Source organism: Brevibacillus sp. NPDC058079 (assembly GCF_042885155.1).
Taxonomy (GTDB): Bacteria; Bacillota; Bacilli; order Brevibacillales; family Brevibacillaceae; genus Brevibacillus.
In genome coordinates, this window is the sequence record NZ_JBHVSO010000015.1 from 99,341 (window position 1) to 123,511 (window position 24,171).

Genomic DNA, 24,171 nt, shown 5'->3' on the forward strand with positions numbered 1-24,171 from the left:
CCATGGAAGTTAAAGATATTTTCTCATATGACTGGAGCTACCTTCTGCCCGAGTTTATCATTCTTGGCTTTGCTACCTTTTTATCACTGTTGGATCTTTTTGCGGGTAAACGCCTTGGCAAGCAGGTCATCGGTTGGCTATCCTTCCTGGCAACGGTCATAGCGGCGATCTTTGTGATCATCAATATGAATGCTCTCGATAAGCCATACAGCTACATGATCGACATGATCCGAATCGATGATTACGGCAATGCGTTCAAGCTGATTTTCCTGGCAGGGACAGCTTTTGCCATTCTCATCTCGCTGTCCTATCTGAAATCAGGGGAAATCCAGCACAGAGGCGAGTATTACTATTTGCTGCTGACCGGGCTTCTCGGGGCTATGGTCATGGCTTCGTCTGCTGACTTGATTACCTTGTTTGTGGGACTGGAGCTATTGTCTCTCTCGTCCTATGTACTGGTCGGATTGCGAAAAAAATCGCAGCTTTCCAACGAGTCGGCGTTCAAATACGTCGTTTCGGGAAGTATTGCCACTGCTGTGCTCCTGTTTGGGATGTCGTACGTGTACGGACTCACGGGAACCACACATATTTATGAAATCTCATTCCGATTGGCAGAAGCGGGAATGGCGGGCTATCAGTTCCTCGTCTATACGGCGTTTGCGTTTCTCGCAGTAGGTCTTGCATTCAAAATATCTGCAGCGCCTAACCACATGTGGGCGCCAGATGTGTATCAGGGTGCTCCTACCCCAGTCACTGCTTTCCTGGCAGTTGTGTCAAAAGCAGCAGGGTTCGCGCTGATCTTTCGAGTGATGATGATCTCGTTTTTCAACGTTTCCGATGGAACGGGATCAGGACGGTTCTTTTTCGAAGAGGGAAGCCTCTATCTGGGGTTGATGGCTGCGGCCTCGATGATTATCGGGAATACGATGGCGCTCAGGCAGACAAACGTCAAGCGTATGATGGCTTACTCAGGTATTGCGCAAGCGGGCTATTTGCTCGTGCCGTTTGTACCGCCGACCTCTCTCTTTTTCAGCGAAGTGATCTTTTATCTGTTCGGTTACTTGATCGTCAGCTTTGGTGCTTTCGCTGTGATTATGGTTGTATCTCGTGAGCAAGAGACAGAGGATTTGAAAGGATTCGCCGGATTGTATCATCGCTCACCAGTGATGGCGATTGCGATGAGCATCTTCCTCTTGTCCTTGGCAGGTATCCCGATTACGGTTGGTTTCTTCGGGAAGTTCTATCTGTTCATGGGTACATTAGTGGTAGAAAACTACTGGCTGGCGGCGATTATGATCATCACCAGCGTCATTTCCTACTACTACTACTTTGGGATTATTCGTCAGATGTACATGCGTCCTGGGACAACCGAAGCACCGATGGTTGTGCCAAAAGGCATTTGGATGTTTATTCTCATCATGGCAATCGCTACTGTCTTCTTCGGTGCTTTCCCGGGTCTGGTCACCGACTATATCCAGATTCATTTCAATCCGTCCTTTGATTTTGGGAACATGCTCTCTCCCAGCTCTCAGTGATACTCGTAACTGAATAGCACTTCAGGTACAATAGAAGGGATGGCTCGTGATCGGGCCGTCCCTTTTTCTATGATTCTTGGAAGGGTAATGAGGAGGTAGCGAACATGCCACAAGAAGTATATGGCTTGTTGAGTATCATTTTATCGATTGCGTTTATTGGGCTCGCTTGGTGGGCGTTGCAATCCTTTCGCTTTGATAAGATTTTGAAAAAACCAAATGGTGCTCAGGCGAAGCTGTTGCAAATTTTTCTTTCCATTGTGATTGGATATGAAGTGTCCCGCTTTTTCCTTGATTACTTGGGCTGGTCCCTGACATTCGGGAATTTGTTCAACTAAATACCCAAAGACGACGATTCGCTGGTATATCCACCCAGCTACATGTACAAAATGAGAAGTACAAAGAGATACATGTAAGCATAGGGAGAGGATATCAATGGGGAAATGGTCTGGTTGGTGCGTGCTGGCTCTATTGCTCGTGATGGGGGCCGTGTATTGGATGCCTGCACAAGCAAAGGAAGAAAAACCGGTTGTGACAGAAATGATGAAAGTACTAGAAGAAACGGGCGCAACGGGTGTATCGGTTCAGGTACGTATGCGTACGGCAATGGGAGAAGGCCTGCGTCCTGAACAAGTAAAAGAGTTGGCGACAAAATGGGCACAACAACTTGAGATTCCGTTTTCCCCAAGCGAACAATCGCGCAAACACAACATACTCGCATATAGGACTACATACACACAAAACGGCGTGGAACTGAGCTACGAGGTGACAGGAGTTCCTAAAAACGGAGCATTTTCTGTATATCTAGTACTTCAGTTATCTGGAAACCGTGATAACCTACTATATATTGGACAAGTACAGGAAACCTTCACGAATGCCCTGCAAAGCGCCGACTTTATTCCGCAAATTAGCACTTGTATTCGCGGATTGTACAATGTTAAGATGGGTGTTGACCAACAGGAGGGTAAAATATTGTCGATTTTTGGTACTCTCCAGGCGACAGAATTAGAACGTTTGCAAGATGATACGGTTGTCAGCATTTCAGGGTATACCCCTATGTGGGAACCATTCATCGCGTTAAACGGTCAAAAGATGAATCTACAGGTGGCTACGCATCGTGACAGCCATTCTGGAACATGGATTACGGTAGGTACACCAATCATCACTGTGGAATATTAGCACGCGGAGGGGTACACATTGGATAAAATTATTGTCCGTGGTGGTAAGGCATTGGCTGGAAATGTAAAAGTATCTGGCGCCAAAAATGCCGTACTCCCTATTATTGCAGCATCTATCTTGGCAGAAGAAGGGACTTGCGTCATCTCAGATGTACCAGGCCTCGACGATGTCCGGACGATATGCGACCTCTTGAAATCGATGGGAATCTCCCTTACATATGATCATGAAGTGCTGACGATCGATGCTTCCAAGCTTACGAGTGTAGAAGCGTCCTATGAACTGGTCCGCAAAATGCGCGCATCTTTCCTCGTGATGGGGCCGCTTTTAGCCAGAAAAGGACAAGCTCGTGTCGCTCTTCCGGGTGGATGTGCCATTGGTACACGCCCGATCGACCAGCACCTAAAAGGGTTTGAGGCTATGGGAGCCAAAATCGAAATCGGACAAGGGTTTATTGAAGCGACGGTAGAAGGACGATTGAAGGGTGCGAAAATCTACCTGGATATTGCTAGCGTCGGTGCAACAGAAAATATTATGATGGCCGCTGCTTTGGCAGAGGGAACCACATTGATCGAAAATGCAGCAGAAGAGCCGGAGATCGTTGATTTGGCGAACTTCCTGAACCGGATGGGAGCAAAAATCCGCGGAGCGGGTACAGGATCTATCCGCATCGAAGGTGTGGAAAAGATGAAGGGCTGCACACATTGTGTCATTCCTGACCGCATTGAAGCAGGAACTTTCATGGTTGCTGCAGCGATTACTGGCGGGGATGTCTTTGTGGAAGGTGCGATTTGCGATCATCTCAAATCCGTGACTGCCAAGCTTCGTGAAATGGGCGTGGACATTGAGGAGCAAGAAAACGGTATTCGTGTACGCCGTACAGGCCCAATGAAAGCAGTTGACCTCAAAACGCTGCCATACCCTGGATTCCCGACGGATATGCAGTCGCAAATGATGGCGCTTTTGCTTGTTTCAGAAGGAACGAGCATCGTGACCGAAACAGTATTTGAGAACCGCTTCATGCACGTGGAAGAGTTCCGCCGCATGAATGCGAACATCAAGATCGAAGGCCGCAGTGCCATCGTCGAAGGCGGTTCCAAGCTGACAGGCAGCAAGGTAGCAGCAACTGACTTGCGTGCAGGTGCAGCGCTTGTACTGGCTGGGCTTGTATCTGAGGGAGAGACTGAGGTTTCTGCCCTGCACCATATTGACCGTGGCTACGTGAACTTTACGGAAAAGCTGCTGGCTTTGGGAGCAGATGTAGAACGCGTGGTTCCAGAAGAAAAGGCTCGTGAAAAATCAGTTTCCGAAACCATCAAAGTAAGCTTCTCTCCTAATTTTGCTTGATAAATACGTCAACCATATGGCAAAACGAAAGATTCTCTGCGTATGCAGGGGGTCTTTTTTTCGTTCTCTCGACTCTCTCATTCTCTCGTTCTACCGCTCTGTTGCAGAACATAGACTTTAGTAGGTTATTCAGACTTTTTGTGTCTAGTACGTAACGGGGAGGATCTCTTGCATGAAACGCTATCTACTCATGTGGTTTATCGCTTTGCCGATCTTGCTCGTCCTGATGCCTGCTGCTCTGGTCTTTTGGTTTTCACCAGAAATGGGCCCTGTCAGCCAGCCAACTGTGGCCGTCTCGGAGCCTGCCATACCGGCAATGAAGGAATCGGCTTCCTCTCTGCCAGTAAAGGTGTACCGTACAGAAAAAAAGGCCGTGGAAACATTGCCGCTAGAAGCGTATATTACCGGAGTCGTAGCGGCGGAAATGCCAGCTGAGTTCGAGCTGGAGGCATTAAAAGCACAGGCGTTGGCCGCCAGGACCTATATCGTGCGCCGAGTAAAAGAGGGCAAGTTTGATGATGTGCCATCAGGCGGTCAGGTTTTGGATACGGTACAGCATCAAGTCTATATGGATGAAAAGCAGCGGCGTGAACGTTGGGGAGACCAATACGAATGGAAAAACAAACGCATCCAGCAAGCAGTTATGGCAACAGCAGGGGTTATCCTGACCTACCAGAACGAGCCCATTGACGCGACGTTTTTTTCCACCAGTAATGGTTTTACAGAGAACTCGGATGAATATTGGGAAAAGCCCATTCCTTATTTAAAGAGCGTTGCGAGCCCTTGGGATATTCAATCTCCTCGCTATGAGGAAACGGTCGTCATGTCCACGGTGGAGCTAGAAAATAATTTGGGCGTCAAGCTCACGCAGGAGGCTTCTACCAATGGTTCCTGGTATCGGATCGAATCGCGTACAACCGGAAATCGCGTAGGAGCCATCAGCATTGGCGGCAAGGAATTTACAGGCAGAGAGTTTCGTGAAAAGCTCAATTTGAATTCTTCTTCCTTTACGTTGGACTTGCGCGGCAATCAGGTTTTCATTACGACCAAAGGGTACGGTCATGGTGTCGGGATGAGCCAGTGGGGAGCAAATGGAATGGCCAAAAACGGCAAAAGCGCAGAGCAAATCGTCAAGCACTTCTATCAAGGAATTAGTCTGCAAGAGTATACAAGAGTGATCCCAGCGTAAAAGAAAAGCAAATTTTTACTTTTCCCTACTCTCTCAGGTTTATACGCCAAAATTCTGGCGATACTGAGGGATGAGGTGATGAATAAAATGGAAGATCAAAAAAATCAAAATCAACCGATTCCATTCAAGAAGGCAAGTTCTTGGAAAAAAGTTTTGGGCAAGAAATGGGCGTTTCCTGCAATCTACATCGGCACCGCAGCAATCATTCTCGCTTTTGTGATGTGGTATCAGGGCAATGTCATGGACACGGTATCCAAAATGACGAATGGCGGAGATGGCGTGGCAGTGACAACTCCTGCAGCTCCTGAGACGACTACACCGCAAAACGAAGAAGCGGTACCTGCTACAAGTGGCGTACAACCACTCGCTTGGCCAGTAGGAAAAGGCGTGCAGTACAATGTGGGCATGAACTACTACGATGAGAAAGCTTCCAAGGAGAATCAGCAAAAAGCATTGGTGAGCTTCGACAATACCTTCTATCCGCACACAGGTATTGACCTCGTATCCACGGATGGAAAGAGCTTTGATGTCATCGCAGCTCTTGCGGGTAAAGTAGTAAAAGTGGTGAACGATCCACTTGTCGGCAACGAGATTGAGATTGAGCACGCAGACAAAATGATTACGGTATATCAAAGTCTGGAAAGCGTAACAGTCAAACCAGGCGATGAAGTGACACAAGGTCAAGTAATCGGGTCTGCTGGGCGCAACACCTTTGAAAAAGACGCTGGCGCACATCTTCACTTTGAAGTTCGCATCGATAACAAGCCTGTCAATCCAGAGCAATACTTGATTCAGGCTGATACGGAAGTAAAAAATCAATAACCAATGAATTTAGAAAAACACCTGCAAAATACAACAATTGCGGGTGTTTTTTTGCGTGTGGTACAAACTGTTGAAAAAAGATGCGGCCGTGCTGGCTTGTCAGGCTTGGAAACGTAGAATATGTGTCCCTACGCACCCATATATTGTATCAGACAATGTAGATACAAGGAGGCGAGTAATGTGCACGACTACATCAAAGAGCGGACCATCAAAATCGGCCGATATATTGTAGAGACAAGAAATACGGTTCGGATGATCGCTAAAGAGTTCGGTGTTTCGAAAAGTACTGTGCACAAGGACTTGACAGAGCGGCTGCCTGAGATAAATCCAGAGTTGGCGAACCAGGTTAAGGAAATTTTGGAATATCACAAAGCCATCAGACATCTTCGGGGAGGCGAAGCGACCAAAATCAAGTACAAACGTCGTAGTAAAAAAGTACGAGTAGAACAGGAGGAGAGTGTGTAAGAAAGAATTTCCTTGTCCTCTCACGTAGAAGAGCCTATGATATTAGGTAGAAATGTAACTGGTAATCAGGGAGGACCTTTCATGTTTGGCAAAGATATCGGAATCGACTTGGGCACGGCCAATGTCTTGGTTTTTGTAAAAGGCAAGGGAATTGTCCTAGACGAACCATCTGTCGTGGCAATAGATAGTAAAACCAGAAAAGTTTTGGCCGTGGGAAATGAAGCCTATCGCATGGTAGGCCGCACCCCAGGAAATATCGTAGCGATCCGACCTTTGCGAGAAGGGGTTATCGCGGATTTTGAAATCACTGAGGCCATGCTAAAGCACTTCTTGAACAAAATTGGTGGAAAGAGCATGTTTGCCCGTCCGCGCATTTTGATTTGCTGCCCGACCAACATCACGTCTGTTGAGCAAAAAGCAATTCGTGAAGCAGCTGAGCGCAGCGGTGGAGCAAGAGAAGTATTTATCGAAGAAGAACCGAAAGTTGCCGCAGTTGGGGCAGGTATGGACATTTTTCAGCCGTCCGGTAATATGGTAGTGGATATCGGTGGGGGAACGACCGATGTAGCGGTATTGTCGATGGGCGATATTGTTACGTCTTCCTCCATTAAAATAGCAGGCGATACATTCGATGTGGCTATTATGCGTTACATAAAAAATAAATACAAATTGCTGATTGGAGAGCGTACGGCTGAAGATATCAAGGTTCAGATTGGAACCGTATCCGGCGGACGCCAGGACGAAATGGACATTCGTGGTCGAGACATGGTAAGCGGCTTGCCGCAAACGATTACCATTCGCTCCACTGAAGTCCAGGAAGCCCTGGCTGAGTCGGTGAGTGCGATTGTACAAGCCTCAAAATCTGTTTTAGAACGAACACCTCCGGAGCTTTCTGCCGATATAATTGATAAGGGTGTTTTCCTGACCGGTGGCGGCGCATTATTGCACGGTATTGACGAGATTCTGGCAGAGGAGCTGAAGGTTCCTGTGCTGGTAGCGGAAGAGCCAATGATGTGCGTTGCAAAAGGAACAGGAATGATGCTGGACTATTTGGACAAGATGCCGGCTCACTCGAATAAGCGATTATTCAGGGGGTAAGATTTAAGTGATCAGAGGCTTGTATACGTCTGCATCTGGCATGCTAGCATTGCAGAACAGGCAAGAATCGCTGGCGAACAATTTAGCAAATATCAATACACCCGGGTTCAAACAGGACGTGGGTGTCATGCGTGCATTTCCAGAGCAATTGCTCTCCCGCATGAATGATCATGAAGGACTGGATGTTCCAGGCGTCCCTACTATGCCTGGACAGCCTGCCATTATCGGGCGTTTGCACACAGGGGTATACATGTCGGAGGCGCTACCGAATTTTGCGCAGGGGGATATTGAAGAGACGCGCAATCCGTATGATCTTGCGTTGATGGACAATATTCAGCCAGATCAAAATGGCAATGAGCGGCGGTTGTTTTACAGTGTGGCGCGGATTGAACAAGCAAATTTGGCTCAGCCAGCACAGCAAGAGGATATCCGCTATACGAGAAATGGTAACTGGAGCGTGAATTCAGATGGTTACCTGGTGACAGCGGAAGGGTATTATGTGCTGGATAGTTCTAATCAGGCAATTCGTATCAACCATGATCCCGCACTCGGTACCAATGTCGGTCAAAACCTGAAAATTACCGAGCGTGGCGAATTGATGCAAGTTACCATTGATCCAATTACAAAAGCAGAACAGTATACGGCGCTTCCTACTCATGCTAGATTGGGACTTGCGGTGGTAACCGATCCGCTGAAGCTAGTACGCGAAGGAACGAATGTTTTCCGATTTGAAGGCGACATAGCGGTGGAAGGGATTGATTTGGCAGAAGCCAACGATCAGGCTGCTAGAGCAGCAGGTATATACACTACCCCTATGGTCGAAGGACGCTTCGGTACACAACAGGGCTGGCGTGAACGCTCGAATGTAGACCCAGCTCAAACCATGACGAGTATGATGAGTGTGCTTCGCGCCTATGAAGCGAACCAACGGGTGATTACCACGATTGACGGTACGCTGGACAAGGCTGCTAATGAAATTGGTCGGGTTAATGGATAATAGGAGGTAGGAAGGATGCAGTCGCTTAATATTTCCACATCAGCTATGCGCGGTATTCAGCAAGCGTTGGACAATACAGCCAACAACCTGTCGAACATTGATACGATTGGGTACAAGCGCAGAGTCGCATCGTTTTCCGAGCTTCTCACAGACTCAATGAATGAGCAGCCGGCAGCGGACAACCAAAATCGTAATACACCAGCGGGGATAAGAATCGGTAGTGGAGCGCATCTTGCCATGACCAAGCTGGATCTCGGTCAAGGCAGTCTCAAGCAGACAGATGTGCCAACAGATGTTTTGATTGAAGGAGATGGCTATTTTTTGGTCACTCGTAAAATCAAAGATTCGAATAACATCACTGTGGATGAAGAAAGTCGCTTTACGCGTAATGGTTCCTTTAAGGTCAGTTATGATAATGATGAGCAAGGATACGTATTGCACACCAGTTCAGGTCATATATTGACAGATGAGGACGGTAAGAATATCGTATTGCAAGAGCCAGTAAAAAACATTGAGATTTCTCCAGACGGTACTATGAATGCTGATGGTTTGCTGGTCCCGGTAAAAATTGGTGTATGGAATGTAGATAACCCTGATCAGCTAAAACAAGTCGGTGAGAATCTGTTTGATGCCGAATTGGTTTTCATGGCAGGAGGACCAAAAATTAAATACACCAGTTCTTATGATAATGGTGTAACATTGCGCCAAGGTGCTCTCGAATCATCGAACGTCAGCATGACAGAAGAAATGTCCCAACTGGTGAACATTCAACGTGCGTATCAATTGAACTCACGCGCAATCGGCATCAGTGATCAAATGATGGGCATTGCTAACCAACTGAGAAGCAGATAACCCATATAATTTCAACATGACGGAGGAGAGGAGCATGGAACAAGGGAAGAGCAAACGTTTCCCGCGTCAGACCGAAGAAGTTAAGTCAAAAGGAAAAGAGCGGGAACGGAGCGGCAAGAATTGGCGGCTGAGAGTTGCCAAGATGGTGCTGGTCCCACTCCTGCTGTTTTTCTCACTGGTCATTGGTCTGATGATCGGATACGGTGGGGTTGGCAAGAAGCCAATGTCTGATGTATTCGATCTGGGAACCTACAAACATATGTGGGATTTAATGTTTGAAGATACGTAAAAACCTTGCTGGACAAGCCCGAACCTATGGTTGGGGCTCCTTTTTTTTCGAGGACTTGTTGTGGTGTTTGTCCACAGAGTATAATAGGTCGAGTGGTTGAAAAAGGAAGTGACGATTTGAATACGGAGGGATGTCCGTGAATCTTCCTAATTTGCTTACGATCTTTCGCATCGTGCTCATCCCTTTGTACCTGTATGTCTTTTTTTCGGAGTTTCCGTATCATGTTGAAATCGCTTTAGGCATTTTGATTTTGGCGGGAGTGACCGATATTGCGGACGGGTACATCGCGCGGAAGCATAAGCTTGTGACCACCATCGGAATGATGTTAGATCCTCTGGCAGATAAATTAATGATGCTGGCGGTCATCGCCTCATTATTTTTGACAGATCGAATCAGTATATGGGCTGCCCTGTTTTTCTTTGTACGCGATCTGGCAATGATAGTAGCAGGAGCTGTTTACCACTTCCGCGGAAAAAAAACCGTCCCGGCAAACGCCTACGGCAAGCTGACAACCGTTCTTTTGTATGTGGTCATTCCGCTGGTGATGTATCGATATGAGTACAGTGAAGCGATACTTTGGTCGGTTATAGCGTTCTCATTTATTGTGAGCGCGATTTATCTGGCAAAGGCTCGACTATTGAACCGCGTGTAAGGGTGAAAAAGAGCACTTCCCACTCTTTGGGGAGGAAGTGCCCCTTTTATCTTAACCCCGCTTGTCCGTTCAACTGGGGCGGGAGTTATGTATATTGTTTCGTTGGTCAAAGGGTATTCATGCATAGACAAGTCTAGTTAAGTATGGAAATGGAGCGATACATAATGGAAATCAAAGCGCCTTTGGATATTATGCAAATTCAGGAAATCATCCCGCATCGTCACCCGTTTTTGCTAATTGACAAAATCGAAGAGCTGGAGTTAGGAAAAAAAGCGGTTGGAATTAAAAATGTTACGGTAAATGAACCGTTTTTCCAAGGCCATTTTCCTGGTTATCCAGTCATGCCTGGTGTCCTTATTGTGGAAGCATTGGCACAGGTTGGGGCAGTAGCGATGCTTAGCATGGAGGAACATCAAGGAAAAATCGGACTGTTCGCAGGTATTGATGAATTCCGTTTCAAGGATCAGGTGAAGCCGGGAGACACGCTGGTACTAGAGGTTGAGCTTACTCGTGTACGTGGAACTGTCGGCAAAGGGCATGGCAGAGCACTGGTAAATGGGAAAGTAGTAGCAGAGGGTGGATTGATGTTTGCCCTAACGGCAGGAAATAAGGCACATTCATGATCATCTTGAATGTGCCTTTCTTTTCGGGTAGAATGGCTAATGGGCAACTCCATGCATGAATAAGGTAGTTTAATTAAATATTCATTTAATAACAAGCACTTGAAGGTGAAGAAATGACCAAACAGGTCGCAACCATATTAGATGTGCCATTTACGACTCGCGGTTTCCGTGAGACAGTTGATCATATAACAGAGCGCATACAAAGCGGTCAAAAGACCCACGTGGTGACCGCCAATCCGGAAATTGTCATGGTAGCGAGAGAGAATCGCGCTTTCCGCTCTATTGTAGAACAAGCCTATGTCGTTCCAGATGGAATTGGAATCGTGTACGCTGCTAAATGGACGAATCAGCCGATTTATGAGCGCGTTACCGGTGTGGAGCTTTTGGAAGCGCTCATGGCGAAAGCCGACCAACATCAGTGGGGCGTGTATTTACTCGGCGCCAAGCCAGATGTGATTCATTTGGCAAAAGACAAACTAAGTGCACGTTATCCGAATGCCCGAATCGTCGGATGTCGGGATGGTTATTTTCGCCCAGAGGATGAAGCTCAACTTGTACAAGAAATTGCCGAAGCGAAACCGCAGCTCCTGTTCGTCGCACTGGGTGCGCCCAGACAAGATGAATGGATGGCGAAGTATCGTGATCAGTTAAATGCCTCCCTGATGATGGGGGTAGGCGGAAGCTTTGACGTCATTTCCGGGAAAGTGAAGCGCGCTCCCGAGATCTGGCAAAAACTGCATTTGGAATGGTTTTATCGACTTGCTTCCGAGCCTTCTCGCTGGAAGCGTCAACTGGCTATTCCGCGGTTTGTTCTAACCGTACTGAAAGAAAAATGGAGTAGCCGTTCCTAGATGCACCCGTAGAGAGGAGAACAGTCGATGTCTACACTAATCCTCGGATTTCTGACTTCGCTGATCATATCGTTTATTGCAACACCGTATGTTAAAAACCTGGCTGTAAAAGTAGGAGCAGTGGATGCCCCAAATCAGCGCAAGGTACACACGCGAATCATGCCACGTATGGGTGGCTTGGCTATTTATATCGGTTATCTGGTTGCATTCTTCCTATTTGTCCCGTATACAAACATATCGGAAATGCTGGGAATTTTCATCGGAAGCACGATCGTTATGGTCGTCGGCATGCTCGATGACAAATACCAGCTCTCGCCAAAATGGAAGCTGCTCGGACAGCTAGTCGCAACAGCGATTGTCGTCATTCCTTTTGGCTTGAAGATCGGCGTCGTGAATCTGCCGTATAGCGGAAGCATTGATTTCAGCAGTGGCTGGCTCTTCTGGCTGGCGATTCCGATCACGATGTTTTGGATTGTCGGGGTAACGAATGCGGTGAACCTGATTGATGGTCTCGATGGCCTGTCGGCAGGTGTGTCAGCGATTGCCGCAGGGACAATGGGTGTCATGGCCTTGTTGATGGACGATTACAAGGTAGCGACCTACTGTTTCGTGCTCCTCGGAGCGATCCTGGGCTTTCTCTACTTTAACTTTCATCCGGCGCGTCTGTTCATGGGCGACACCGGTTCGCTTTTCTTGGGCTTCAACCTGGCTGCTCTGTCGATCATGGGCTTTAAAGAAGCGTTGTTCGTTTCCTTTATCATTCCAATCGTCGTGCTGGGTGTACCGCTCTGGGATACGTTCTTCGCCATTGTGCGCAGGATCGTGAACAAAAAGCCAATTTCGAGCCCAGACAAAGGGCATTTGCATCACTGTTTGCTGAACATGGGTCTGTCGCACCGCTCGACTGTACTCACGATTTACTCGATCAGCATTTTCTTCGGGACGATGGCGATCCTGCTGACGAAGACGACGAAGTGGACTACGATTATTGTCATGGTCGCGTTGTTGATCGTCATCCATCTTGGAACAGAAATCGTTGGACTCGTTAGCCGACGTCACCGTCCACTGATCAATGCTTATCGACGGATTAAAATTAAACAGACCGATCAACAGCGTCGGACGAATTAGAAATAAGCAGAACCCTAGCATCCTTTTGGTGCTAGGGCTTTTTTTCGCCAATATTTAGGGGGAAACACTTAAGTATAGAAGGGAATTGTCCGATAAAGATAGGGAGAATTACATTGTCCCATTACTAGTGTGGGACACATAAGAGGCTTCAAAAACAAACGGAGAGGTGAAAATATGAATAAGTCCTATCAACAATTCCGTCGTTGGCTGGTCATGTGCCTGACGATGATGCTGATTGTTACAGGTATGTTGCCAGCAGTGCCAGCTTCTGCGGCGCTGGGTTCCAACTGGACTGGTTTCCAGACACCACCTGACTATGTTGTGACACCGACACCACCTGCTACAAACGATGGTAAAAGTTATAGCACGCCGATCAAGACCCTAAGCAAACTGGTCCATGGAGTTGAGCTTACTTACATCGATAGCACCAAAAATGGTCAAGGCGTAGACGTACTGATTGATAATGTTCTACTTGCGAACAATCAACTATTCGAGAACAGCAAAATTAAACTGCCAGATTTTTATTTGAACAGTAGTGGAGCAGTGACAAAAGTTACTGTGAGGCCAAAAGTAACGTCCAATACAACGAATGATACAGCAGAGATTTTCTTTCAGTACACACCCAACCCTTCTGCTCCTGGGTTAGGAAAGCTAACATTTAATAACACCGGACAAGGTGAGCATCAAAGTGACCCAAAAAAGGTAACCAACAGAACTGTTTCTAATTTGGAGTATACTTATACTGCCACAAAGGCACTAGATAAAACACAAGCTGTTGAAGTCCAAGTAAATGGTGTGACTGTTCGTACTGTATTCGGCGCTTCAGGTATCCTTCCAGATATTGATTTGTCTCCTGGTCTGAATGCAGTTCAAATATTTGCGCCAAATACAGGAGAACGTGACATTATCTATTACGAGTACAACTCGCAGAACAGCCCAATCTCCATTACCAACTTCACTGGAGGAACGACAGCCTATACTCCAGTGGTTTATGGAGACTCTACGATAACCTTGGTTGGTACGTATGGCAGTGGAGTAACAGGAAGCAGCTTGCGACTGAAGCTGATCACGAACAACGGCACTTCCATTCAAGACTTGGCCAATACTGCGCCAGCGATTAATGGCAGCAACTTTACATTTAGCAACATTGGCTTGAAGCCTGGTCTGAATCAGATCGCTTTCTATGAAAAAGTAGGAAACGTAACAAAAGAGCACTACCAGTTCTATGTTCAATATAACAACACACCACTTGTCAGTGACTTGAAAGTAAATGACACACCGCTGAACGATCCGAATGTCAACACGAGTCCAACTTATATCACGGTTCCATCGCTCAACCGTCTGAATTTGAATATGGACGGGAAAGCCCTCAATGCTGATACCGTTGAAGTGAAAAACCTGCGTACAGGTGATGTAGTCAAAACTCAGGTGAACCGCACAGGTTCCTTTGGATTGAGTGTACCATCCCAGCTTGGCGAAAATACTTTGGAAATCAGAGTCTTTAACCAAAATAAAGAGGTAGGGACTTTTGTCCGAAAGCTTTTGGTAACGACAACATCATCCGGAAGCTCTGATCAGTTTTACAAAGTAACGTTAGGGGGAGTAGCACTTCTGCCTAACCAGCAATCGACGATATCAGGTGCAGCTTCATCCCCAGAGATGGCGTTGAATGGTTCGGCACTGTTGAAGTTTGTAGATATTCCCAATGAACAGCTGTTTCAGGAATTCAAGATCACGATTTCTGATGGCAGTATAAAAAATGAGTACAAGCTTGCTGAGGGGGTAACCTTCAAGAAGATCGGCAACCCGCAAAGCGGATTTACGGAATATGCGGTAGATATGACGAAGGTACCTGCAGGAATCTTTAAGGACGGTAAAACGTATAAGTTATCCTTGAGCTATCAATATCTGTCAAAGGCTTCAGATAATACCGTAACGTCTCCATCCGGTTTTATTAATGTCGCGAACTACGAGTACGAATTCAAATACTTGGATAACACCAAGCCAAGCATTTCACAAGTGATTAATTTGGCGAACGGACAAGTATTGTCCCCGACGGCTACGAATATCATTGTTACTTCACCGTTGGAATTGAAGGCAGTTACGAAAAATATTACAACTCCTACTAATGCAAGCATTACGTATAACGGGCAAGCGTTGACTTCTGCCGACTATGTAATTACGCCAGCAATATCGCCAGCGAAAGATGAATTTACACTTACCCTGAAAAAGCTGCCACAGGGTCAAGGAAAACTGGTCATTAACTATGTAGAAAATTCAAATTCGCTATCTGTTGCTTATACCCTGGATATTCGCATTACTCCATTTGCTCAAATCACCTATGTAGACGCAACTGGACAGGTGCGCAGCTTTGAAGATGGATATCAAGTAAAGAGTGAAAATGACATCCGAAATCTCGACGGGAAAGTGTACAACTATGTTTTGAAGGATAATAACATTGAGGCAACGTTGAACGGCGCGGCCATCACAGTTTCCGATATTAAAACAGACAAGGGTACATTCCTTATCAAGAAAGATCAGCTCGCTTACAAAAAAGGCAACAACGTCCTGAAAATCACCTTGAAAGACGATCCACAAACAGTTTTCACCTATAATGTTTCCTACAACTCATCCAAGACGCCATCGGTAGAGGATGTGAAGCTGGAGATCATCTCCAATGGTGATACGGAAGAGCTGACCAAGAAAGCTGGAGATGCATCTTATAAAACCGGCGCCAACTTCTTGACCAACTTGAGCTTTACAGTAAATGATGCAACACATGTCTACATTGAAAAGAACGGGAAGCGTATCAATGATTTCCGCTACAAGAGTGGAGATTGGGAACAAGATACGACGAACCAGGAGTACGTAAAAGCACGCCTCGAAGCAGCGTTGAATAACGATTTGGAAGACTTGTTCGATGAGCACAACATTGATTCACAGTCACGTTCCCGATTTGAAGGGAAGATGACTACGAAGAAATATGGCGACCTTGTTGAAGAAGTGCAAGATGCTGTGACTGATGCCAAAGAACAGGAACAGAAACTGGCCCTTTTCCCACTGACACTGAAAAAGGGTGGAACAACGGTCTACACCATCGTAGCCGAAGATGACAATGGTACTGTCATTCGCTATGACATCAACATCGATCAGAAGTATTCCAGCTGGGAAGTTCTTTCCCCAGTAAAAGCAAAAGAAAACGATCCATATGTTATCGTAAATAGCAACAGTGCTGTTGTGAAAGTGTTTGCGGAAAATGCGGACAAAGTATTGTTCGGCAAAACAGAGGCAAAAGTAACCAATACAAGCAACCCTGACTTCTATTACGATGACGATCAAGGGAAAACAATCCCTGAGACTTACTATGTATTTACATCTACAGTTCCACTTAAAAAAGGTCTAAACATAATTAAATTCTCGGTCGTGGTAGGCGATAGCACCTATAAAGACGAAATCAAGATCTACAATGCAAGTTCGACTGTAAATGGTGCAGAATATCGTGATGTATTAGGAAAGAAAACTGCTTTTAGTGTGTTTGATAAGCAATTTGAGCTGAAGTTCCCGAAAGGTACCGTATTGCTGTCGCCAGATGATAGCCGTGCTGGTCAAGAAGTGAAGAATCCAAACGGAGATATTTTTGTCGATGTACCTCTATACTTCGGTATGGCAGACCGGACAACAGGACAAATATCTATCGACGAGGATAATCTGGAAGAACGACTGGTACTGGAAGCAAACTTCAACTATGCAAGTCCCCTGTACTATGTAGATGCAGGTGATACAGAAGCCCCGGGTGGTCGTGATCCATACTTCGATGAAGGTGATGCGGAAGACTTCAAGAGTCGTTGGCAAGACAATCTGGTTCCTAGCCTTCGCGGTACAATTACCATCAAATACGATCCATCCATCGTAAACGCAGCGAATAACATCCTGACGGTTTTCTACCACAATGGGGATGAGTGGAAAAATATTGGTGGCGTAGTAAGTACAAGCAAAAAGACTGTTACGGTGCCGTTTGCTGGTTTTGGTTATTACATGGTCATGAAAACGAGAGAAACATACGATGATGTTATTCGACATGATTTCGCTCGTGATGCAATTGAAACGCTGTACGCCAAAGGAATCATGCCAGCATACAGCGGAAGCAGCTTTGGGGCTAACCGTGACATGACTCGCGGCGAATTTGCAACGATGCTGGTCAAATCGATGGATCTGCCAATTAACGCTGGACCATATCGGGATAGCAACGAGCGTGATCCGTTAGAACCAACCTTTACTGATGTTCGTCCGAATCGCGATTCGTGGGATTATCAGTACAAATACATCGAGACAGCTGCTCGTGCAGGGATTATCCGTGGAAAACAACCAGGCTACTTCCGTCCAGATGAAAATCTTACTCGCGAAGAAGCTGCAATCATGATCTCACGTGCACTTAATCTCAAATTGGGTACACTCGATGCTTCTAAGGTGGCTTTGAACAAAATGTTCTCAGATGCCAAAGATGTTAGCTACTATGCAGCTCCATCCGTACTTGCTGTCAGCAAAGCGAAGCTGATGAACGGCGAAATAGATAATCCAGGTGAGAAAAAGTCAACCTACAGCTTCAAACCAACAAACAACCTGACTCGTGCTGAGATGGCTGTCATCACCATTCGTGTCATGGTCCAACTCAAAAAACTGCCTAAGCAGTAAGCCGAGATATTTCGCCATATATAATAGAAGAAAAGCTGAAGAGGTCATCCGCCTCTTCAGCTTTTTTCATTGAGAAATTACTCTTCTTCCACATCTCCAACCGCTTCTACTGGAACCTCCACATATTCCTTTTCCCCGAGCACGATCTGCGCTTGTCCGTTCGTCAAATCAACCATCCGTGCGACAAACTCATCCTGTTCACCCTCAGGGATCAGAACATGCGCAGTCACCTTGTCTGTAAAATCCGTCCCACTCACGCGATGTTCGCCTAGACGTAGTTCGTTTTCAACCTTGCCCCACCACGTATAGTCCACGCTGACAGAGATCGTCTGATGCAGCGTGTGCACCACGATCTTTGCAGCCTTCAATGCAGTGACCGTTCCAGCTGTATAAGCCCGGACAAGTCCACCAGCCCCAAGCTTGATTCCGCCGAAATAGCGAGTGACGACCACGACCGTATCCTTAACGCCGTTTTTCTTGATGCATTCCAGGATCGGCTTGCCTGCCGTACCGCTAGGCTCCCCATCATCACTCGAGCGCTGAATCTGATCGTTTTCGCCTATGACAAAAGCAGAACAGTTATGAGTAGCGTCCCAATGCTTCTTTTTGATCATCGCGATAAACGCGGTCGCTTCTTCCTCAGTGGTAACCCGCTGGGCATATCCGATAAAACGGGAGCGCTCAATGACGATATAGTCCTCACCGTAGCCAGCAATGGTTTTGTATTGGGTAAGCATCGTACAATCACCTCAAGAAAAGGATAGCATGCCAAAGAAATGTTGGCGAACACTGAAATGTTTTTGACACATAATCGTAGTACTCTATGTGGTGCTTTTGGAATAAAAAAGGAAAGGGAGGAGTTACTTATGATTCCCTTATGAAAATGCTGGTATGGCATAATTTTGCGTGTGAGAAGTATAACTCTGTGATATAGTGATCTTGGGACAAACCACATATTTAATGTGGTTAATAATTTTATGCTCAATATAAAATGAAGGAGTGGAATTCAGTGAATTTTCCATATTCGAAAAAGAAATGGATGTCTATTAGTTTGGCGGCATTATTAACAACAGCCCTTGGCGCAGGAACCTTGACGGCATCTGCGAATACAGGCTCTGATCAAACAAAGGCACCTACGACTGTACAAGCATCTAACGATAAAGTAGCAACTGAGGCAGGCAAAGATAATGTATCAACCCCAGATGATACTGCAGAAGAAGAATTGACACTGGACAAAGCGATTGAACAAGCTTTGAAGACCAACGTCACATTGCAAAATGCTCGTCTGGATGCGAAAAATGCAGATATTAACAACTCGATCACCTATAGAAGCACGGCACAAATGACAGCAGATATGCTGGATTCCTTGGATGCAGCGCAAGCAAAATTTGTGAGAAGCGCCCAAAGTGAAATGACCAAGAAGCTGAATGCCCTCGCTGTTAAGACTACAGAAGGAAAAATCAAGCTGGGCGCACAAGATGCCTATTACAAGCTGATTTTTGCTCAGGATGACCTGAACTTGAAAAAACAAAGCTTGGCTCGTGCAGAAGCACAATTGAAAGTAGCTAAGGCTGCATTTGATGTGGGAACCAACGCGAAGACAGACGTTCTTGAAGCAGAAATGGGCGTAGCAGGTGCAAAAGCTCAATTGACGACTGCGGAAAACAACTTGGAAATTGCCGTGATGGATCTGAACGATTTCCTTGGCGTTGATCTGCAAAAAGAATGGAAAGTCGTCTCTGCCAATAAGAAAATGGCTCCAATCTCGATCACCGTGAAAGATGCAGAGAAGCAGGCCCTCTCTAAACGTTTGGAGATTACCAAAGCAGAAGAAGAGATCAAGCTGGCAGAATTGAATGTGAAGCTGATCGCCGAGTATACTGCCGCGTCAACTCTCTCTGGTCAACAAGCTCGCAACAACGTCGAGAAATCGCAGCTTGCCATTGATGAGGCAAAACGTACCGTTTCGAAAGATGTTGCACAGGCATACCTCAACCTAAACGCAGCTCGCGAGGCGATTGACTTCCAAAAAGCAGCAAAAGATTCTGCAGCTGAGAGCTATCGCTTGAAAAATTTGCGTTTTGAAAATGGACTCGCGACGACTTTGGAAGTAATTCAATCAGAAGAAGCATTATCTACTCGTGAGAACGAGTACCAAAAAGCTGTCCTGTCTTACAACTTGGCTGTCGTAAACTTTGAAAATGCATTAGGAAATTAACCTAATGTAAGCAAGATTTATGTGCTTTTGAACCAAATTGGAAAAAGGTTCAGTCGTGACAGCCCGCCATATGTCCTCTATAATACGGATTGTGGCGGATGTCACTTCGTACATAATGAACAGGTGAATAACGAACCACGAAAAAAACTTTAATTTTTTTTCGAAGGCGCCGCAACTTTTGATTCGCTCAGGCGTTTAATAGGATGTCACACGAAAAACGGGGAATTGTGTAAAAAAGATTCACGAATTCTAGCAGTTGTGTTACACTAGTGATTGTTGCATTTTACACAATACTGAATATACTAGAGATTTTTAACACAAAAAGCGAGGCTTTCCTGCGAAAGGAGGTGACACGCGCTTGCAGGATTCGGGCTTTAAAAAGAAAGATAGATTGACAACAAATATTCCCCAAGAACAATTTGTTTATACTAGAGGAGGAGAACACAAGGTTATGAAAAAGGTCGTTAACAGTGTATTGGCTAGTGCACTCGCACTTACTGTTGCTCCAATGGCTTTCGCAGCAGAAGAAGCAGCAACTACAGCTCCTAAAATGGACGCTGATATGGAAAAAACCGTAAAACGTCTGGAAGCTCTTGGCCTGGTAGCAGGTTATGGCAACGGCGAATACGGTGTAGACAAAACTATCACTCGTGCAGAGTTCGCTACTCTGGTTGTTCGCGCTCGCGGACTGGAGCAAGGTGCGAAATTGGCACAATTCAGCAATTCTTATACAGATGTAAAATCTACTGATTGGTTTGCTGGTTTCGTAAACGTAGCTTCCGGCGAAGAAATCGTAAAAGGTTTCCCGGACAAATCTTTCAAACCACAAAACCAAGTTACTTATGCTGAAGCAGTAACTATGATCGTTCGTGCACTGGGTTATGAGCCATCCGTTAAGGGTGTATGGCCTAACAGCATGATCTCCAAAGCTTCCGAGCTGAACATTGCTAGAAGCATCACTACTCCTAACAATGCAGCAACTCGTGGCGACATCTTCAAAATGCTGGACAACGCTCTTCGCGTAGACTTGATGCAACAAGTTGAGTTCGGTACTGACATCCGTCATGAAATCACGAAAGAAACTCTTCTGACTAAATACCTGAAAGTTACTGTTCGTGACATGGAGTGGGCTCAAGAGTCTGGCAACGACAGCGATGACTTGCCATTGGTAACTAACGTACCAGCTATCGGCCTGGGCAAAATCAAAGCTAACGAAGTTACCTTGAACGGTAAAGACGCTGGTATCGGCAACACTACTTACAAAGTAGCTGACGGTATCAACTCTAACGATTTCGCTGGTCAACACGTACAAGTGTGGATCAAAGACGACCGTGAAGACGTAATCGTTTGGATGGAAGGTTCCACAGACGAAGAAGTTATCATGGACCGCGTGGGCGAGTTCACATTGAAAGGCAAAGCTATCGACGATAAAGATTTAGAAGATCTGAAAAATGCTGATCTGGCTGATCTGAAATTGGAGTTGGATGCTAGCGAAAAAAGCTACCGCTTCAACAAAAACACCCAAGTAACTTACAACTTCACTCGCTTCAACGATGCAGTTGATGGTTTGAAAGATATCATCAAGGACAACGCTGCTGGCAGCTTCACTTTCGGTGCAAAAGTTGTTCTGGACAACAATAACGAGATTGCTTACATCCACGTTATTGACGACCAATCCATGAACAAAGAAGAAGAAGGCGTTAAATACGGTTCCGAAGTTATCTCCAAAATCGATGCTGAGAAGAAGAAAATCACGAACCGTGATAACGACAAGTTCAACGAACTGGAAGACAAAGAAGAAGGTAAAGACTTCTTGGTATTCCTCAACGGTAAACCATCTAAATTCAGTGAACTGAAAGAAGGCATGGTTTACAGCGTATACTACGCTGATGGCGACGAAGACAAACTGCTGGTATTCGCTACTGACGCAGTAGTAGAAGGTAAAGTAGACAGTGTTGTTACCCGTAACAGCAATGACGTTCGCCTGAAGATTGGCGACAAAGTTTATCGCGTCTACGAAGGTGCAACTTTCTCCGATGACGGTAACAAAGATGTTCAAGACATTGACAAAGACAACTGGGATCTGGTTGACAGCTTGGACGACGAAACAGTAAAACTGTACCTGGATGCTTCTGGTCGTGTTCGTCACATCGAAACGAAGGATGCAATTGACGATCGCAAACAAAAAGCAATCATCACTCGTGCAGCTACTTTCAACACAAGCAAAGACACTTGGGATTTCAAAGTATTGACTCAAAAAGGTAAAGAACATACTGTTTCTTTGGAAGCGAAAGACATCTATGACTTTGATGGCAAGAACTACTCAAGAAACGGTAAAAACGAGAATGATCTCAAAGGAATTCTGGTACCAAGCAAAGATACAGACACTCTCCTTGTTGAATTGACGCTTGATGCTGATGGCAAACCAGACAAAGTTGAATTCATCAAGCCAGTGAAAGTTATGGAAGAATCCGGCAAGGCTTGGGATGACCTAGCTGATGAAGACGATGACATGGTTGGCGACTACGAAGTTACTGACAAAACGGCTATCTTCAACATGACTGGTGAATTGATTGAAGGCGGCGAAAAACGTGCAGAACTGAAAAACGCTAAAACTGCGAAGTTCAAAGACGTTGCTGATGAGAACGACCTGTCCGTAATCTACACAATCAACGATAAAGACGAAGTAGAAGCAATCTTTGTTGTTGAAGGCGAAGGTATGAACGGCGATGCTAAATACGGTATGGTTAAAGAATTCGACCGTAAAGGCGGAAAAGACACCATCAAAGTATGGATTAAAGATGGTGATAACATCGTTGAAAAAGAATATAAATTGGATGGCGCTTCAGACGATCTGAAGGATGACGATATCCGCCGTGGCGACTTCATTGCATTCACTTTGGATTCAAACGATGAAGTTATCGTTGACGAGGTAGTTGAAGTTGTTGACAAAAACGAAAAAGGTACACTTGCTCAAGTAGCTGGTGAATCTGACTTGAAAAAAGCTAACATCGAGAAATTCGTTGTTGGTCTGGTTGACGACGTAAATAAAGACACCATCACTTACAAAGATGCTGATGACAACAAGAAGAAAGCTAGCATCAAATCTGCTACAGCTTACTTCGATCTGTTCGATGATCTGGGTGGCGTAGATAGCGTAAACGAAGGCGACTACGTTGTAATGATCGACAGCGCTGACGTTGCCGGTACGAAATACGATTTCGTTCTGATCGTTTCCGATGAGAAGGAAGTTCGTAAAGAAAACCTGGAAAAAGATGCAGAAGCATTCTTGAAGCAAGAACCATCTGAAGATGGTGGCGATAAGTGGGATGCAATTGATTCCAAACTGACTGGTAAATACGTAGAAGCTGGTGCAGGCATGAAAACTCTGGCTGTTACAGCTAAATTGAAATCGGGTGTTAAAGAATCCGATATCGAGAAAGTTGAACTCTACGTAAATGGTTCTAAACTGCCTCAAGAAGACATCAAACTGTCCATCAAAGATGGCGAGATCTATGTAGAAGCTATCGCTGAAGGTAAAGTAAACAGCAGCTCCCTGAAAGTTACCAACGCAAAAGGTGACACTGACGAAGCTTCTGTAACTTACAACGAAGCGTAAGATTACTCTTCAATAGTAACTAGATCTACAGGGTAGTATAGAGGGGGATTTTCCCCCTTCTGTACTACATACCCTATTAAAAAGAGAACTTCCTATCAAACATACGGAGGGGTAGTACGTGAATAAAAAAGTAGCACTTTCAGTTCTTTCTACTGCAGTAGTAGCAAGCATGGCAGCATCTGCATATGCTGCACCACAAGCTGGTGTTTATGTTGGTGGAGATGTTAAAAAGTTTTACTCCACAACAACTTTGTTGAACCTGTCTAAAGAAGCAAAAGCTCAATACGCAAAAGATCTGCGAGTTGGATCTGACAACCTCGTGTTCGTACACATCAACGGAAAAGGTGCTTTCTTCTCTGAAATCATCAAAGATGGTAGCGCAGGTGCTTTCGCGCAACCTCTGAAAAAATCCGACTTCGTTGACCTGTACAAAGTAGTTAAGCCAGATGGCACTTCTACTGAAAATGAAGATGCTAGAGCAAAAGTTTCTGAAGACACTACAGGTGATCTCAAAGTTGAATCTGTAAGTGCTATTACCAAGACTGAGCTAAAAGTAGCTTTTAATAAAGCTATCGATGCAGCAACAGTTGTAAACTTCAAAATTCCTGGTTTGAATGTTGA

The 24,171-nt window shown here is 45.6% G+C and carries 19 protein-coding genes and 1 pseudogene; 19 read left to right on the forward strand and 1 reads right to left on the reverse strand.

What is annotated here, in order from left to right:
* Positions 1-2 precede the first annotated feature (2 nt).
* From nuoN to ACFVS2_RS30155, 16 genes are all read left to right on the forward strand, one after another.
* Positions 3-1,535, forward strand: a complete 1,533-nt coding sequence (nuoN, locus tag ACFVS2_RS30080; protein ID WP_173619694.1) for an NADH-quinone oxidoreductase subunit NuoN — start codon at positions 3-5, stop codon at positions 1,533-1,535.
* 104 nt (positions 1,536-1,639) lie between these two features.
* Positions 1,640-1,870, forward strand: coding sequence for a DUF1146 family protein (locus ACFVS2_RS30085; RefSeq protein ID WP_007722081.1), 231 nt, complete (start codon positions 1,640-1,642; stop codon positions 1,868-1,870).
* 97 nt (positions 1,871-1,967) lie between these two features.
* On the forward strand, positions 1,968-2,711 hold the full coding sequence (locus ACFVS2_RS30090) for a YwmB family TATA-box binding protein (protein ID WP_173619693.1): 744 nt from the start codon (positions 1,968-1,970) through the stop codon (positions 2,709-2,711).
* Positions 2,712-2,729: 18 nt separating this feature from the next.
* Positions 2,730-4,055, forward strand: coding sequence for a UDP-N-acetylglucosamine 1-carboxyvinyltransferase (gene murA / locus ACFVS2_RS30095; RefSeq protein WP_173619692.1), 1,326 nt, complete (start codon positions 2,730-2,732; stop codon positions 4,053-4,055).
* A 172-nt stretch (positions 4,056-4,227) separates the two neighbouring features.
* Positions 4,228-5,244, forward strand: coding sequence for a stage II sporulation protein D (gene spoIID / locus ACFVS2_RS30100; protein WP_390240058.1), 1,017 nt, complete (start codon positions 4,228-4,230; stop codon positions 5,242-5,244).
* A gap of 87 nt (positions 5,245-5,331) precedes the next feature.
* The gene (locus tag ACFVS2_RS30105) at positions 5,332-6,066 is read left to right on the forward strand and encodes a M23 family metallopeptidase (protein WP_173619690.1); all 735 of its coding nucleotides are present in this window, start codon (positions 5,332-5,334) and stop codon (positions 6,064-6,066) included.
* Between the two features lie 180 nt (positions 6,067-6,246).
* Entirely contained in the window at positions 6,247-6,531 is a 285-nt protein-coding gene (gene spoIIID, locus ACFVS2_RS30110; protein ID WP_003388385.1) for a sporulation transcriptional regulator SpoIIID, read from the forward strand.
* Between the two features lie 81 nt (positions 6,532-6,612).
* A complete protein-coding gene (gene mreB / locus ACFVS2_RS30115) occupies positions 6,613-7,629 on the forward strand; it encodes a rod shape-determining protein (RefSeq protein WP_017252335.1) in 1,017 nt (338 codons plus the stop codon).
* A 7-nt stretch (positions 7,630-7,636) separates the two neighbouring features.
* A complete protein-coding gene (locus ACFVS2_RS30120) occupies positions 7,637-8,626 on the forward strand; it encodes a flagellar hook-basal body protein (protein ID WP_390240061.1) in 990 nt (329 codons plus the stop codon).
* A 15-nt stretch (positions 8,627-8,641) separates the two neighbouring features.
* On the forward strand, positions 8,642-9,478 hold the full coding sequence (locus tag ACFVS2_RS30125) for a flagellar hook-basal body protein (RefSeq protein ID WP_173619688.1): 837 nt from the start codon (positions 8,642-8,644) through the stop codon (positions 9,476-9,478).
* A 34-nt stretch (positions 9,479-9,512) separates the two neighbouring features.
* The gene (locus ACFVS2_RS30130) at positions 9,513-9,767 is read left to right on the forward strand and encodes a DNA-directed RNA polymerase subunit beta (RefSeq protein ID WP_007722063.1); all 255 of its coding nucleotides are present in this window, start codon (positions 9,513-9,515) and stop codon (positions 9,765-9,767) included.
* Positions 9,768-9,897: 130 nt separating this feature from the next.
* Complete coding sequence (locus ACFVS2_RS30135) at positions 9,898-10,419, forward strand: CDP-alcohol phosphatidyltransferase family protein (RefSeq protein ID WP_039960720.1); 522 nt, start codon at positions 9,898-9,900, stop codon at positions 10,417-10,419.
* A 164-nt stretch (positions 10,420-10,583) separates the two neighbouring features.
* Positions 10,584-11,042 (forward strand): 3-hydroxyacyl-ACP dehydratase FabZ, encoded by a 459-nt coding sequence (fabZ, locus tag ACFVS2_RS30140; RefSeq protein WP_390240064.1) that lies wholly within the window; start codon positions 10,584-10,586, stop codon positions 11,040-11,042.
* Positions 11,043-11,155: 113 nt separating this feature from the next.
* Positions 11,156-11,893, forward strand: a complete 738-nt coding sequence (locus ACFVS2_RS30145) for a WecB/TagA/CpsF family glycosyltransferase (RefSeq protein WP_390240066.1) — start codon at positions 11,156-11,158, stop codon at positions 11,891-11,893.
* Positions 11,894-11,920: 27 nt separating this feature from the next.
* Positions 11,921-13,021 (forward strand): glycosyltransferase family 4 protein, encoded by a 1,101-nt coding sequence (locus ACFVS2_RS30150; protein WP_173619686.1) that lies wholly within the window; start codon positions 11,921-11,923, stop codon positions 13,019-13,021.
* Positions 13,022-13,195: 174 nt separating this feature from the next.
* Entirely contained in the window at positions 13,196-17,713 is a 4,518-nt protein-coding gene (locus ACFVS2_RS30155) for an S-layer homology domain-containing protein (protein WP_390240068.1), read from the forward strand.
* 77 nt (positions 17,714-17,790) lie between these two features.
* Here the strand turns inward: ACFVS2_RS30155 and ACFVS2_RS30160 are convergent, their stop codons facing one another.
* The gene (locus ACFVS2_RS30160; RefSeq protein ID WP_219661160.1) at positions 17,791-18,450 is read right to left on the reverse strand and encodes a YigZ family protein; all 660 of its coding nucleotides are present in this window, start codon (positions 18,448-18,450) and stop codon (positions 17,791-17,793) included.
* A 272-nt stretch (positions 18,451-18,722) separates the two neighbouring features.
* Here ACFVS2_RS30160 and ACFVS2_RS30165 point away from each other — a divergent pair, with 272 nt between their 5' ends.
* The 3 genes and pseudogenes from ACFVS2_RS30165 to ACFVS2_RS30175 form a co-directional block, all read left to right on the forward strand.
* Positions 18,723-19,931 carry a TolC family protein gene (locus ACFVS2_RS30165; RefSeq protein WP_390240070.1) on the forward strand — a complete coding sequence of 403 codons (1,209 nt, stop codon included), beginning with the start codon at positions 18,723-18,725 and terminating at the stop codon, positions 19,929-19,931.
* A gap of 451 nt (positions 19,932-20,382) precedes the next feature.
* On the forward strand, positions 20,383-23,550 hold the full coding sequence (locus ACFVS2_RS30170) for an S-layer homology domain-containing protein (protein ID WP_390240072.1): 3,168 nt from the start codon (positions 20,383-20,385) through the stop codon (positions 23,548-23,550).
* A gap of 118 nt (positions 23,551-23,668) precedes the next feature.
* Positions 23,669-24,171 (forward strand): annotated as a pseudogene (locus tag ACFVS2_RS30175) (sugar-binding domain protein); the annotation flags it as partial.